This is a genomic window from Pseudomonas sp. TH34, assembly GCF_016650865.1.
GTDB classification, from domain to species: domain Bacteria; phylum Pseudomonadota; class Gammaproteobacteria; order Pseudomonadales; family Pseudomonadaceae; genus Aquipseudomonas; species Aquipseudomonas yamanorum.
Genome location: NZ_JAEKFB010000020.1, coordinates 279,321 through 293,476, shown reverse-complemented (window position 1 = coordinate 293,476; position 14,156 = coordinate 279,321). Strand labels below are relative to the sequence as shown.

The following is a 14,156-nucleotide window of genomic DNA, read 5'->3' as shown; positions in this document are numbered from 1 at the left end:
ACTTCATGCCCCAGCAACCGACTCGCCTGACGCCCCTCGCCCGCACCCTGCGCCACTTGTTGCTGGGGGCCAGCCTCAGTTTCAGCGCCGTGCCCTACGTAATGGCGGCCGATGCCAAGCCCTACCGCATCGCCCCTACGTCACTTGAAGCGGCGTTGAACCAATTTGGCCGTGAAGCCGGCGTGCTGATTTCATTTGGCTCCGATGTGACCGCCGGCGTGCAAAGCCACGGCCTGTCGGGCAACTACACCGCTGAAGAAGGCTTGAATGCGTTGCTCAAAGGCACCGGCCTGCAAGCCCGCGCCGAGGGCAACAATGCCTTCAGCCTGCAACCGGCGAATGCTCCGGCCACCCTCGAATTGGGCACTTCCAATGTGGTCGGCGACTGGCTGGGGGACGCGGCGCAAACCAACGTTTTCGAACACCCGGGCGCCCGGGACGTGATCCGCCGCGAAGAATTCGAACGCCAGGGCGCCACCCAGGCCCGCGATGTGCTCAACCGCATTCCCGGGGTCAACGCCCCGGAAAACAACGGCACCGGCAGCCACGACATGGCGCTGAACTTCGGTATTCGCGGGCTCAACCCACGCCTGGCCTCGCGCTCCACCGTATTGATGGACGGTATCCCGGTGCCGTTTGCACCGTATGGCCAGCCGCAGCTGTCGTTCGCGCCCATCAGCATGGGCAACATGGACGCGGTGGACGTGGTGCGCGGCGGCGGCGCGGTGCGTTATGGCCCACAGAACGTCGGCGGCATCGTCAACTTCGTCACCCGCGCGATTCCCGATGCGCCAACGGTGAAAGGCGGCTTGCAGACCGAAACCAGCCCGTCTTCCAGCCACGATGGCTTCAAGACCACCGGCAACCTGCTGGCGGGCGGCACCGCAGACAACGGCCTGGGCGGTGCCATCCTGTATTCCGGCACCCGGGGCGGTGACTGGCGCGAAAACAGCGACACCCGCATCGACGACCTGATCCTCAAGGGCAAATACCAGCTGGACGACGCCAACAGCTTCAACGCCATGGCGCAGTACTACGAAGGTAAAGCCGATATGCCCGGCGGCTTGAGTACCGCGGCCTACAAAGCCGACCCGTATCAATCCACCCGCCCCTACGACCAGTTCTGGGGTCGCCGCACGATGTTCAACGCCGGTTACCGCTACCAGGAAGATCGCCGGGAATTCACCGTCAACAGCTTCTTCACCACCACGCTGCGCAGCGGTTACCTGGACCAGGGCAACTTCCTCTCCCTGTCGCCTCGCGAGTACTGGGTGCGCGGCCTGGAAACCCGTTTCGCCCAAGGCTTCGACCTCGGCCCCACCAGCCACGAAGTCGGCGTGGGCTACCGCTACATCAACGAAGCCGGCCACGAAATGCGCTACCGCACGCCAATTACCGCCAATCAGCAACTGCCCACCACCGACAGCCGCAACGACCGCGACACCCGGGGCAGCACCGAAGCCAATGCGTTCTTCGTCGATGACCGGATTGATATCGGCAAATGGACCATCACTCCGGGCATCCGCTACGAGATGATCGAGTCTCAGCAGACCAACAACCTCAGCAACGTCAAATACAAGGGTGACTACAATACCGCCCTGCCGGCGTTGAACGTGCTCTACCACCTGACCGATGACTGGAACCTCTACGCCAACACCGAAGGTTCATTCGGCAGCGTGCAATACAGCCAGATGCCCAACCGCGTGACCAGCGGCGAAGTGAAGCCGGAAAAAGCCCGCACCTGGGAGCTCGGCACCCGTTACGACAACGGCACCCTGCGGGCTGAAATCGGCGCGTTCCTGATCAACTTCGACAATCAGTACGACAGTAACCAGACCAACGACACGGTGATCGCCCGTGGCGAAACCCGTCACCAGGGCATCGAGTCCAGCATCAACTATGCCCTCGACGGCTTGAGCCCGGCCCTGGCGGGTTTTGATGTGTACGCCACTTACGCCTATGTCGACGCCACCATCCGCGAAGACGGCCCGAACAAAGGCAACCGCGTGCCCTTCTCCTCCAAGCACAAAGGCACCCTGGGCGTGGGTTACACCGAAGGTCGCTGGAAGTTGAATGTGGACAGCAGCTACCAGAGCAGCCAGTTCGCCGACAACGCCAACACGGAAGCGGAAAGCGCTGACGGCAGCACCGGACGCATTCCTGGCTACATGCTGTTCAGCAGCCGCGCGGCGTATGACTTTGGCCCGCAGCTGTCGGATTTGAACGTGGCGGTCGGTGTGAAAAACATCTTCAACAAGCAGTACTACACCCGCTCGTTTGACGATAACAACAAGGGCAAATACGTCGGCGAGCCGCGCACGCTGTATGTGCAGACGTCCATCGCGTTCTGATCAACTACCCGCCAGGCACGACGGTGTGCCGGCCACCAACGCGTCGATGGCGCACCGGGTCTTGGCCGGCATGTGCGTCGCCGTGGGCCAGATGACATGGATCGGCATCGGTTGCTCGCGGTGGTCCGGCAATACCGCCTGCAGTTGCCCACGCAGTACGTAGTGGGCGATCAGCCAGCTGGGCAACCAGGCCAGGCCGACCCCGGCGATGGCGGCATCGGCCACGGCCTGCAGGTCATCGAGGATCAACGGCGAGGCGACCCGCTCGCGGTGCGGGGCATTGCTGCGGTAGGCAATGCCCCGATGCCCGGCGAGGTCCGCGATGGATTCGATTCGACTGGTGCGCTGCAGGTAGGCGGGTGACGCCGCCAGGGCAATCGCCTGCTCCCCCAGGCGCCTTGCGCTCAAGCGGTCGGTGTCGGGCAATGCGCCGATGCGCACTGCCAGGTCGAAGCCTTCCTGAGCCAAGTCGATCAATCGATCGGAGAAGGAAATCTCGATCTCCAGTTGCGGAAAATGGTCCATCAGCCCCCACAACGCCGGCGCCGCATAGTGATGACCGAACGCCAAAGGCAAGCTGGCCCTTAACCGTCCGCGTGGCTGCTGACGGCCACTTTCCAGCACGGATTCGGCGGCTTCCAGTTCCGCCAGCGCACGCAGGCAATGCTCGTAATAGGCCTGCCCGTCCTCGGTTAGACGCTGGCGCCGGGTAGAGCGTTGCAACAAGGACGTGCCCAACCGCGCCTCCAGGCGCGCCAGGCCTTTGCCAACCGCCGAACGCGTGAGGTTCAGCCGTTCGGCGGCCTCCGTCAGATTGCCGCTCTCGACGATCTGCAAAAACAGTTCAACACCATCAAAACGCGGAGTGGCCATAGTCGTTTGTCGCCCTAAATTCCCTTATTGCAGGAATAAGTATCGCTAATAAAGAATAAGATTCCCGTGAAAATGACATCTTCCCCCATCGAAAGGAAGAGGCCATGTCATCCGACGCCGTTGTATCCGCCATCAACCCGCCGCGTACCGCCAGAGACGGCCTGGCGCTCACCGCCGTGTGCCTGGTGGCGCTGATGTTCGGGCTGGAGATTTCCAGCGTGCCGGTCATCCTGCCCACCCTCGAACAGCAACTGGGCACCGGCTTCCAGGACGCCCAATGGATCATGAATGCCTACACCCTGGCCTGCACCAGCGTGCTGATGGCGGCGGGCACATTGGCCGATCGCTTTGGCCGGCGGCGCATGCTGGTGCTGTGCCTGTGGGTATTCGGGCTGGCTTCGCTGGCTTGTGGGCTGGCGAACGATGCGTCCACGCTGATCGCGGCGCGTTTTGTCCAGGGCGTGGGTGGCGGGGCGATGATGATCTGCCAGTTCGCGATCCTTTCGCACCAGTTCCGCGAGCCGGCGGCCCGGGCGCGAGCCTTTGCCATCTGGGGTGTGATTGCCGGTGTGGGCCTGGGCTTCGGGCCGATGGTGGGGGCGTTGATCCTGGCAGTCGCGGATTGGCGCTGGGTGTTCCTGGTGCATGTGCCGCTGACCTTGTTCACCCTGGTATTGCTGCGCATCAGCGTGCAGGAGTCCCGCGACCCGGCGGCCCATCGCCTCGATATCGCCGGTATGGCCACCCTGACCCTGGCGGTGTTCGCCCTGGTTTACTTCATCACCCAGGGCACCGAGAGCGGCTTCGCCACCCCGGCGATGCTCGGTTGGGCCGGATTGTCGGTGGCCAGCCTGCTGTTGTTCGGGGTCGTCGAGCGGCGCAGCCCACATCCGATGTTCGACTTCTCGGTGTTTCGCATCCCGCGCTTCAACGGCGCGCTGATGGGCTCGATCGGCATGAACTTCAGCTTCTGGCCCTTCATGATCTACCTGCCGCTGTATTTCCAGGCCGGCCTGGGCTACGACACGATGCTCACCGGGCTCGCCCTGCTCGCCTACACCCTGCCCACACTGGTGGTACCGCCACTCGCTGAACGCCTGGCCCTGCGCTACGGCGCCGAACGCATCATTCCGTTGGGCCTGGGCCTGATGGGCGTGGGGTTTGTCGCCATGGCCGCGATCAACCGTAGCGGCCAGCCCAGTGTGGTATCGATCCTGATCGCCTGTGGGATTGCCGGCAGCGGCTTGGCGTTTACCAACTCGCCCACCACCAACACCACCACCGGCTCAGTTTCATCCGACCGCGCGGGGATGGCCTCGGGCATCGACTTCAGTGCACGGCTGATCACACTCGCACTCAACATCGCGCTGATGGGGTTGGTGTTGATACTCGGGATCGCTCACTACCTGGCGGGCGTATTGCCCGACACCGCGCAATTGGCCACCCTCAGCCAGGACATCGCCGCCGGCAAGCTGGAGGTGTTGCCGCAGGGCTCGTTGATTGCCCAGGCCGCGCTACGCAACGGTGCCGGTTGGGCCATGTTGTACGCAGGCTTGGGCGCGTGCGCACTGTCGGCCTTGAGCGCCTGTTTTTTCCGGCGCAGCCCGCGCTGAGGCTTTAAACGAAAAACGGGCCTGCATCTGCAGGCCCGTTTTCAGTGGGGTTGAAAAAGTATCAGCTATCAGCCGTTAAGCGCAGCCTGTTCGTTTTCCAGGAATTCCTCTTCAAGCTCAGCCTCGTCGGCCTTGGTATTGGGCAGGCTTTGACCCGCGGCGCGTGGTTTGCCGCGCAGTTTGCCGTACAGATGCTCCAGGGCATGCTCCAGCTTGGTAGCGGCGCCATCGATCGCCTGTTCCAGCGTATCGGCTTTATGGAGGACCGAAATCGGTTGATGGCCTTTTGGCCGTGCTTCCAGTCGGCAACTCAGATCGTGTGGACCGGGCTTGTCACCGTTCTCGTCCCGCAGGTAAACCTCGACGCGGGTCAGATCTTCTTCATAACGTTCGAGCGTGCTCTCAATGGTGGTACGTACCCACTCCTCCAGTCGGATGCTGCTTTCAATATGGTTATCGCTATTGACTTGGATTTGCATAGTTTTCCCTTATTTCAGCTAGCTCGCGGAAGGCCATTCCTGCTTCACCGGATGGGTGAAAACCATGACCTCCTGATTACACAATTGAGCAGACCGAGGAACATTTCAACCCCTTTGCAAAGATAAATCCCACATTACAAATTAACCCTGACTACAACCAAAAACGCTGTTAGGGTGGGGAGTTGGTTACATCTTCTTACCGCCAACTTCCTTACAATTGCCCCTCTCCCAACGGGTGCAATCCGCGAAAAATCTCCGCTTCCTCCACCAGCCAGTCATGCACCGCCCGCACGCCCGGATGGCTCAGCGCGCCTGGTGCGTACAGCAGCACGTAACGTTTGTGATTGGGTACGGCGAGGCCGAACGGCACGATCAAGGTTCCGCGCTCCAGTTCGTCATTGAGCAAGGTTCGCCGGGCAATCGCCACGCCCATGCCGGCAATCGCCGCCTCGATGGTCAGATGGTTGCGGTTGAAGGTATGCCCACGCCGTACGTCGGCGGCGTCGTAGCCGATGGCATTCAGGTAGAACTCCCACTCCGCGTACTCATAACTCCCACGCCAGGCGGTAATGTCGTGCAGCAGCGGGAAATGCACCAGGTCGGCGGGGCCATGCAGCGGCGGTCGCCCGCGCAACAGGCTCGGAGCGCACACCGGGAAGATCTGCTCATCCAGCAGGGCTGTGGATAACAATCCGGGGTAGCTGCCATCGTTCAGGTCGATGGCCAGGTCAAAGTCGCCCTCATGCAGGGCAACGCTGCTGTCTTCGGCGACCATGCGCAGCTGGATGTCCGGGAACCGCTGCTGCAAACGCGGCAAGCGCGGGGTCAGCCATTTGCCGAGAAACGACGGGATCGAGCGCAAGCGCAAGGTGCCGCTGATCATCCCGGCATCCAGGCGCTGCAACTCGGCATCGATGCTGCCATAGGCCTCGCCCACGGTGATCGCCAACCGCTGGCCCTCTGCGCTCAGCTCAACCCCGCGTGCGCGCCGATGGAACAGGCGAAAGCCCAGCCGCTCCTCCAACTGGCGAATTTGCTGGCTGACCGCGCCCGGGGTGATGTGCAGTTCCTCGGCGCAGCGGGTGAACGACAAATGCCGAGCCGCGCAGGAAAAAACGTGCAACCAGACGTAAGTCTGGCCATGAAGCGGGCGAGCCATAGGGTTTAGTCCTGCTAAAGGGTGTCTTAGGATAATTCGTTGGTCAGTGCCGATCCAGAGGCTCAGTATCGCGCCAATTCCGCTTGTCCTACAAAAGATGGCAGCGATTCCTACTCCATTGCTTGTAAGGGTTTAGCATGGCTATCAGTGTTTTCGATCTATTCAAAGTGGGCATTGGTCCTTCCAGCTCCCATACCGTCGGCCCGATGCGGGCGGCGGCGACCTTCGTCCAGGGGCTAAACGACCAGCAATTGCTCGACGAAACCCGTCGGGTAGAAGTCCGTTTGTACGGCTCTCTGTCCGCTACCGGTGTCGGCCACGCCACCGACCGCGCCTGCGTGATGGGCCTGATGGGCGAATGGCCAGACAGCATCGACCCCACCAGCATTGGCCCACGCATTCAGCAATTGCGTGAGTCCGGCCAACTGCTGCTCGGCGGCCGCAAGCCGATTGCCTTCAACTGGCAACACGACCTCCTGCTGCTGGACGAAAGCCTGCCCTACCACCCCAACGCCATGTCCCTGCATGCCTACGGCGAAAACGGCCTGTTGAGCGAGCAGACGTACTACTCGGTGGGCGGCGGTTTCATCATCGAAGCGGCGGAAGCTGAATCCGGTATCGCGCCGACCAGCGAAGTGCAATTGCCTTACGACTTCTCCAGCGCCGTCGAACTGCTGGCCTTGTGCAACAAGCACGGCCTGCGGGTTTCCGAACTGATGATGGCCAACGAACGGGCCTGGCGCAGTGACGCCGAGATCCGCAGCGGCCTGCTGCATATCTGGTCGGTGATGCGCGAATGCGTTGAGCAAGGCCTGCGCCACGAAGGCATCTTGCCCGGCGGTCTGGATGTGCCACGGCGCGCGGCGAAATTGCACCGCAGCCTGTTGGAAATCGGCAAGCCCAACGTCATCACGTCGACTTTGTCGGCGATGGAATGGGTCAACCTGTTCGCCCTCGCCGTCAACGAAGAAAACGCTGCCGGTGGTCGCATGGTCACCGCGCCAACCAATGGCGCAGCGGGAATCATCCCGGCGGTGCTGCACTACTACATGAAGTTCAACCCGGACGCGTCCGACGATGACGTGGTGAATTTCTTCCTGGCTGCCGCCGCCGTCGGCATCCTCTGCAAGAAAAACGCCTCGATCTCCGGCGCCGAAGTCGGCTGCCAGGGCGAAGTGGGTTCCGCCTGCGCCATGGCCGCTGCCGGCCTTGCGGACGTGCTCGGCGCATCCCCGGAGCAACTGGAAAACGCCGCCGAAATCGGCCTGGAACACAACCTGGGCCTGACCTGCGACCCGGTCGGCGGGCTGGTCCAGGTGCCCTGCATCGAGCGCAACGCCATCGCTGCGGTCAAGGCGATCAACGCCACGCAAATGGCCCTGCGCGGCGACGGCAAACACTTCATCTCCCTGGACCGGGTGATCCGCACCATGCGCGACACCGGCGCCGACATGCACGACAAATACAAAGAAACTTCACGGGGCGGCCTGGCGGTCAGCTGGGTGGAGTGCTGATCGGAGCACTCCTGCCGCCCCAACGTGAGCCCGCGCAAAAATAATAACGAGGCAATAACGATGACCGATGTACGTACACCTGCTGCCGAAAATCCCGCTGTAGACCTGACGCAGACCACCGTTACACAAGGCTGGAACAAACACGACACCACCTGGATGCTCGGCCTCTACGGCACCGCCATCGGTGCCGGCACCCTGTTCCTGCCGATCAACGCCGGCGTGGGCGGCTTCTGGCCGTTGATCGTGCTGGCGCTGCTGGCCTTCCCGATGACCTTCTTCGCTCACCGTGGGCTGACGCGCTTTGTGTTGTCGGGCAAATCCGGCGACATCACCGACGTGGTGGAAGAACACTTCGGCATCGGCGCCGGCAAGCTGATCACCTTGCTGTACTTCTTCGCGATCTTCCCGATTTTGCTGGTGTACAGCGTGGCGCTGACCAACACCCTGACCAGCTTTATGGAACACCAACTGCACATGGCGCCGCCGCCCCGGGCGATCCTGTCGCTGGTGCTGATCCTCGGCCTGATGGCCATCGTGCGATGCGGCCAAGGCGTTATCGTCAAGGCCATGAGCGTGCTGGTGTACCCGTTCGTCGCCGCCCTGTTGCTGTTGGCGGTGAGCCTGATCCCCAACTGGAACGGCGCCTTCTTCGCCTCCGCCAGCGAAGGCATGCCGCTGCCGGCGTTCTTCAAGACCTTATGGCTGGCAATCCCGGTGATGGTGTTTTCCTTCAACCACTCGCCGATCATTTCCGCCTTTGCCGTCGACCAGAAACGCGTGTACGGCCCGCAAGCCGAGCGCAAAAGCAGCGGCATCCTGGCCATGGCCCACAGCATGATGGTGCTGACGGTGATGTTCTTCTGCTTCAGCTGCGTGCTGGCCCTGTCGCCGGCTGACCTGGCCGCCGCCAAGGCGCAGAACATCTCGATCCTGTCGTACCTGGCGAACCACTTCCAGACCCCGGTCATCGCCTACGCCGCGCCGTTGATCGCGCTGGTGGCAATCACCAAATCCTTCCTGGGCCACTACATCGGCGCCAGCGAAGGCTTCCAGGGCCTGATCGTCAAATCCCTGCGCGGGCGCAACCGCAGCATATCGGCCAAGTGGCTGGAGCGCTGCACCGCGCTGTTCATGGTGCTCACCTGCTGGGCCGTGGCCACCTTCAACCCGAGCATCCTCGGCATGATCGAAACCATGGGCGGGCCGATCATCGCTTGCCTGTTGTTCCTGATGCCGATGTACGCCATCCGCCAGGTGCCATCCTTGCGCCAGTACTCGGGCCAGGCGTCCAACGTGTTTGTGGTGTTGATCGGCTTGATTGCGCTGTCTGCGATCGTTTTTTCGGTCATGCCCTGAAACGGATCACCGCGCGCAAAAACACCGCCAATCCAATGTGGGAGCGGGCTTGCTCGCGAAAGCGGTCCTTCAGCCGAGTATTCATTGGCTGACACACCGCATTCGCGAGCAAGCCCGCTCCCACAAGGGTCATTCGATGGCAGGCAGATTGCTGTACGGCACGCCCTTTGCTGTACAGCTACTGAGGAAAACGGACCTTGTGAAAACCTCAGCGAGCGAATGGCCGGTGGTCAGGAAACGCGAACTAATCCCGACACCGGTCGTCAATGACTGCATGTTCTTATCAGGCGGTAACGCACCATGGACAACCCTTTTCAGATCATCACCGACACCTTCGCCCCGAAATACCGGGTCAATTTAAGCATCCAGCGGCTGGACGGCAGCATCATGCTGACCCTGTCCGATGAAGACGGCGTCGTGGCCAAACGCATGATCAGCGCCGAACAACGCAACGACCCGCAGCGCCTGAAACGGCTGGTGCAGAGCGTGCAATTCGGGATTGCGATTGAGCAGGGGCACAGCGCCATTGAGATATTAGCGGTGATGACCGACGGGGATAGCCACAAAGTGTTGCAGCGGCCGCCGGTCAACCGGCCGCCACTGAGTGCCGTGCTTTAAAGCTCGCCTTTCTCTGTTTCAAGGCTCGCTTGCCCTTTGCGGCGCGGGCCTTCGACCTTCACCGACGGAAATGCCGACGAGGCATACCGCACCACCAGAATCGCGAACGCCAACAGCAGGATCCCACCGCACAGGTAGATGATGCCGAGGTCGGGCGGGTTGTGGTGGGAGACGTTGGAAATCAGCAGGCGCGTCAGCGCAGTGATCGCCACGTAGATCAGGAAGCGCACGGGCATGTGGTTGGTCTTGAAATAAATCCCGACCATCGCCCCCAGCTCCAAGTAGATGAACAGCAGCAAGATGTCATCGATCTTGATGTGCCCCGTTTCCAGCATCCCCAGAAATTCCATCACCGCGGCATAGGCGGTCACCGCACCAATGGCGAACAACGCCAGGTAGTGGAAGGTCTCGACGAACAGATTTCCCAAGGACTCGGCCAGTTGGTGCACGGTCTTGCGCAGGTTTTCAGCCCAGTTGATTTTCACGATGATGCTTCCTTAGGTCGGCTCGACCGGATAATGCGGGTTGGACGTGACGGTTTCTCTGCATGCAGAAAAAAGGCCAGGGAACAGGAAGTGAGATGGTGGCGGGGTGATATGAGGCACTTATCTTGCTACTCGATGATCGTTCCCACGCTCTGCGTGGGAATGCCGCCCCGGACGCTCCGCGTCCCATGCCCCATGGTTTCGGGTAGAGGTGACGCGGAGCGTCACGGTATGCATTCCCACGCAGAGCGTGGGAACGATCCAAGTGACCGGGGGATTCAGGTCAGGTCGGGGCGACTTGATCCAACGCTTGATCGACCAATAAACCACTCATTTCGAGCAGTTGGTGGATCGCCAGAAGCAAACTTCGCTGTGGGCCCTCAAGCTCAAAAGCCAGGCTACAGGCCATTTCACGGGCACTGTTCAAGGTTTCGCTGGCGTTGGCGAGTAACGTTTCCGTGTCGGCATTGGGCGTAACGCTGAAAAGAATCGAGGAGGGTTCGGGAGGTGGTTCAGGTGTTTCAGGGCGCAGATAGTGATCAATGGCGCGGTTGGCTGCGGCTTGAAGACGGGTGTCAGTGTGTGAATCGTAAGGGGGACTTGGGGTAATCTTTTTCATGGTGAATATCTTCTTAATGGAAGGGAAACCACCACCGTCTGCCGCCAAGCAGATTGGGTGACGGATTACACAAGGTTGGCGGACCGGTAAGAAGAAACCCAGCACCCCGAAGGGTCCTTGCGCAACCCGCCATAACATAGGAGTGCGAACGTTGAACGTCTGCATCTTATCGGGGAGCCGTTGAGCCATCTTAATACCGAGCCGCCAAGCCCGTTCGCTGCATTTGCAGCGCCCGAGGAAGGTAAGCGAACGGACGAAACCGGCGCAACCCCGGCAAGTTGTCAGAAATTTATCTTGCTGCAAACCCCCGGATTCCAACTACATTAAAAAGCCACTACCCAAAGCCCATGGATTGGCTTATGCTTTTAGCTGTATATAAATACAGTAGTCGCGAGAACGCTTGGCGACACCCGAACCAAGGGCAACTCCCTTCAATACTGCACCGATGACGAGGCCGAAAAATGGCTGTTGAAACCCTGTATCGCAGTACCCGTGACCTGGAGACTACATTCGTGGATCGCAAACTTGCCGACGCACACGACCAGATGCTTGAACTGGCAGAGTCCCTGATGGAAGTGCTGTTGAAAAACGTCGAGGGCTTGAGCGAGAAGCAGGCTGAAGATGCCGGTATTTTCATGGCCAAGAACCGCGCGGCGTTTGCGGCGGCGTTCAAGAACAATGCGAGTGCATTGGCGGAGATTGGGCAGCCAGCGGCTGAGTGATGCATTGCCAGTAGTGGCGAAAGGGCTTGCTGTGGCCGAGGGCGCTTGCTTGTGGCGAGGGAGCTTGCTCCCTCGCCACAAGGGTTATGTGCAGGCTGGTAAAGCGTGTTTTATGCCTGCCACAAGGTCTTGCCGAAGAACGTCAGCGTCCGATCCCACGCCAATTGCGACCAGGCGGCATCGTATTGCGTATCCGCAATTCGGCCATCACCAATCGCAGTCTCGTTGGCAAACGCATGACGCGCCAGGTAACGATGGAAGGTCGCATCCACACCGGCTGCGTGCAGTTTCGACTCCAGCTCCGCCACGGTGTCGATGTTGAAGAAGGCATCCTGCGTACCCCAGTGCCCGATCAGCGGCGCCTTGATCTTCGACGCATCCAGGTATTCCAGCGGCGGGAAGCCGTACCACACCACGCCCGCAGCCAATTCCGGAATTGCGTTCAACGCCAGCAACGTCAACGCCCCACCCATGCAGTAACCGGTCACGCCGACTTTTTTCGAATCCGCCTGCAAGTACTGCACAGCACCCTTGATGTCCTGGGAAACCGCGTCACCAAAATCCAGCCCATCCATCAGGTGATGAGCCTCCTCCTCTTCCACCGTCGACGCGCCGCGATAAAGGTCCGGCACCAGCACCCGGTAGCCGCATTCGGCCAGTCGATTGGCCACGCCCTTTATCTGATCGTTGACGCCCCACCACTCCTGGATCACCACGATTGCCGGCGCGCCTTCGAGTACCGCCGGGCTGGCCAGGTAGCCGTTGACGTCCGCGCCATCCGGGCGATTGAAGGTAATCATGCGCCCGCTGGAGCGCCCTGCTGTTTGTTTGGACATGCCAACCTCGTTCTGATGGGTTTGAAAAAGTAAGCCTGCAACAGAGATATCTGTATTTACCCGTGAACGCCACTGCGGGTGTATCAGAGTGTGTATGGATGCCCCTGAGATACACACGTACCGGCAATGGCGGCAGCGCGACACACAACAGATACACACCAGCGCTTAAGTGATGAAGCCTGTTCAACATTCAATCACCCAGGGCCCGGAAAATAAAATGAATAACCTCCCTTCTGTTGACCGTCTCACCGTCACCTCCTACACCAATGGGCTGCTCGGCCCCAGCCAGAAAATGCTCGGCCCGCTGGCCGACGGTGGCACCTTGATCACCGGCACCCCGCCCGGCTGCTGGGGCCCGATGATTACGCCGGCCTTTGAGGGTGGCCATGAGGTGACCCAGCCGGTGTTTATCGCCGGGGCCGAGATCGGCGACGCGGTGGCGCTGAAGATCAAGCGCATGCGGGTCACGTCTCTGGCCACGTCCTCGGGGGTCATGAGTTTCGTGGAGGGGCGTTACCACGGCGACCCGTTCGTCGCGAAGTTCTGCTCCAACTGCGGGCAAGAGCATCCCGCCAGCCACGTCGAGGGCATTGGAGAAGAAGCCATCCGCTGCGATGCCTGCGGGGCTGAAGTCAGTGCGTTTCGCTTCAGTAATGGCTACGTGATCGTCCTGGATGCCGAGCATCAGGTGAGTCTGACGGTCAACCAGGCCGTGGCGGATCGCCTGGCCGGCAAAGCCTCGGACATGTCGGCGCTGCCCGAACTGTCTGCCCAGCATTCGATCCTGTCCCTGGCCCGCGCCGACATCCCCGGCCTGGCCGCGCATATGCGCCCGTTCCTGGGCAACATCGGCACTACGCCTTCGCGAGATCTGCCGGATTCCCACAACTGCGGCGACTTCGGTCAATACCTGGTGGAGGCGCCCCATCGCTACGGCATGACCCATGATGAACTGCACACCGCGAAAACCGATGGCCACATGGACACCAATTCCGTGCGCGAAGGCTGCATCCTGATCTGCCCGGTGAAGGTCCCCGGCGCCGGGGTGTACATGGGCGATATGCACGCCCAGCAAGGCAATGGCGAAATTGCCGGGCATGCCACCGATGTGTCGGGGGAAACTGAACTGACGGTGCAGGTGATCAAGGGCCTGAGCCTGGACGGGCCGATCCTGCTGCAAAACCTCGATGACCTCCCACCCATGGCACGCCCGATGACCGCGGAGCAACGCCTGCGGGTGAAGGCGTTGGGTGAGCGCTGGGGACAGGTGGAGATCGAGGAGAACGCGCCCATCACCTTTATCGGAAGTGGGACCAATCTGAACGTCGCGACGGACAACGGACTGGAACGCGCAGCCGCCGTGACCGGGCTGCCGATCGACGAAGTGCGCAACCGCGCGACCATCAACGGTTCCATCGAAATCAGCCGCCTGCCGGGAACCGTGCGGGTCACGATCCTGTGCCCGATGCACATCCTTGATCGTATGGGCGTGGGCCAACTGGCCCGGGAGAAATATCAGCTTTGACCCGCC

General features: G+C 61.1%; 13 protein-coding genes. 7 read left to right on the top strand and 6 right to left on the bottom strand.

Annotated elements, in window-relative coordinates:
• Positions 1-5 precede the first annotated feature (5 nt).
• Complete coding sequence (fecA, locus tag JFU58_RS14795) at positions 6-2,351, top strand: TonB-dependent Fe(3+) dicitrate receptor FecA (RefSeq protein ID WP_063033068.1); 2,346 nt, start codon at positions 6-8, stop codon at positions 2,349-2,351.
• Here the strand turns inward: fecA and JFU58_RS14790 are convergent, their stop codons facing one another.
• Positions 2,352-3,224, bottom strand: a complete 873-nt coding sequence (locus JFU58_RS14790; protein WP_093201605.1) for a LysR family transcriptional regulator — start codon at positions 3,222-3,224, stop codon at positions 2,352-2,354. It lies immediately after the preceding gene.
• 104 nt (positions 3,225-3,328) lie between these two features.
• On the opposite strand from JFU58_RS14790, the gene JFU58_RS14785 reads away from it, so the two are divergent.
• Positions 3,329-4,837 (top strand): MFS transporter, encoded by a 1,509-nt coding sequence (locus JFU58_RS14785; protein WP_201141023.1) that lies wholly within the window; start codon positions 3,329-3,331, stop codon positions 4,835-4,837.
• Positions 4,838-4,905: 68 nt separating this feature from the next.
• Here the strand turns inward: JFU58_RS14785 and JFU58_RS14780 are convergent, their stop codons facing one another.
• Both JFU58_RS14780 and JFU58_RS14775 read right to left on the bottom strand, forming a co-directional pair.
• On the bottom strand, positions 4,906-5,316 hold the full coding sequence (locus JFU58_RS14780; RefSeq protein WP_010176952.1) for an HPF/RaiA family ribosome-associated protein: 411 nt from the start codon (positions 5,314-5,316) through the stop codon (positions 4,906-4,908).
• 211 nt (positions 5,317-5,527) lie between these two features.
• Positions 5,528-6,475: a LysR substrate-binding domain-containing protein gene (locus tag JFU58_RS14775; RefSeq protein WP_003212775.1), complete on the bottom strand. Its 948-nt coding sequence runs from the start codon at positions 6,473-6,475 to the stop codon at positions 5,528-5,530.
• Between the two features lie 137 nt (positions 6,476-6,612).
• Here JFU58_RS14775 and JFU58_RS14770 point away from each other — a divergent pair, with 137 nt between their 5' ends.
• The 3 genes from JFU58_RS14770 (at position 6,613) to JFU58_RS14760 (ending at position 9,963) form a co-directional block, all read left to right on the top strand.
• A complete protein-coding gene (locus tag JFU58_RS14770) occupies positions 6,613-7,989 on the top strand; it encodes an L-serine ammonia-lyase (protein WP_201141022.1) in 1,377 nt (458 codons plus the stop codon).
• 60 nt (positions 7,990-8,049) lie between these two features.
• On the top strand, positions 8,050-9,345 hold the full coding sequence (locus JFU58_RS14765; protein WP_201141021.1) for a serine/threonine transporter: 1,296 nt from the start codon (positions 8,050-8,052) through the stop codon (positions 9,343-9,345).
• A 300-nt stretch (positions 9,346-9,645) separates the two neighbouring features.
• Positions 9,646-9,963, top strand: coding sequence for a DUF3509 domain-containing protein (locus JFU58_RS14760; protein WP_093201619.1), 318 nt, complete (start codon positions 9,646-9,648; stop codon positions 9,961-9,963).
• Here the strand turns inward: JFU58_RS14760 and JFU58_RS14755 are convergent.
• Positions 9,960-10,448, bottom strand: coding sequence for a phosphate-starvation-inducible protein PsiE (locus tag JFU58_RS14755; RefSeq protein ID WP_063033074.1), 489 nt, complete (start codon positions 10,446-10,448; stop codon positions 9,960-9,962). The two genes, JFU58_RS14760 and JFU58_RS14755, sit on opposite strands and share 4 nt — an antisense overlap.
• Positions 10,449-10,731: 283 nt before the next feature.
• Entirely contained in the window at positions 10,732-11,067 is a 336-nt protein-coding gene (locus tag JFU58_RS14750; RefSeq protein WP_063033075.1) for a DUF6124 family protein, read from the bottom strand.
• Between the two features lie 461 nt (positions 11,068-11,528).
• Between JFU58_RS14750 and JFU58_RS14745 the strand changes: the two genes are divergently transcribed.
• Positions 11,529-11,789: a YebG family protein gene (locus JFU58_RS14745; protein WP_003212789.1), complete on the top strand. Its 261-nt coding sequence runs from the start codon at positions 11,529-11,531 to the stop codon at positions 11,787-11,789.
• Positions 11,790-11,899: 110 nt separating this feature from the next.
• Here the strand turns inward: JFU58_RS14745 and JFU58_RS14740 are convergent, their stop codons facing one another.
• On the bottom strand, positions 11,900-12,625 hold the full coding sequence (locus JFU58_RS14740; protein ID WP_201141020.1) for a dienelactone hydrolase family protein: 726 nt from the start codon (positions 12,623-12,625) through the stop codon (positions 11,900-11,902).
• A 217-nt stretch (positions 12,626-12,842) separates the two neighbouring features.
• Between JFU58_RS14740 and JFU58_RS14735 the strand changes: the two genes are divergently transcribed.
• Positions 12,843-14,150 (top strand): acetamidase/formamidase family protein, encoded by a 1,308-nt coding sequence (locus JFU58_RS14735; RefSeq protein ID WP_093201626.1) that lies wholly within the window; start codon positions 12,843-12,845, stop codon positions 14,148-14,150.
• The last annotated feature ends 6 nt before the right edge of the window (positions 14,151-14,156 follow it).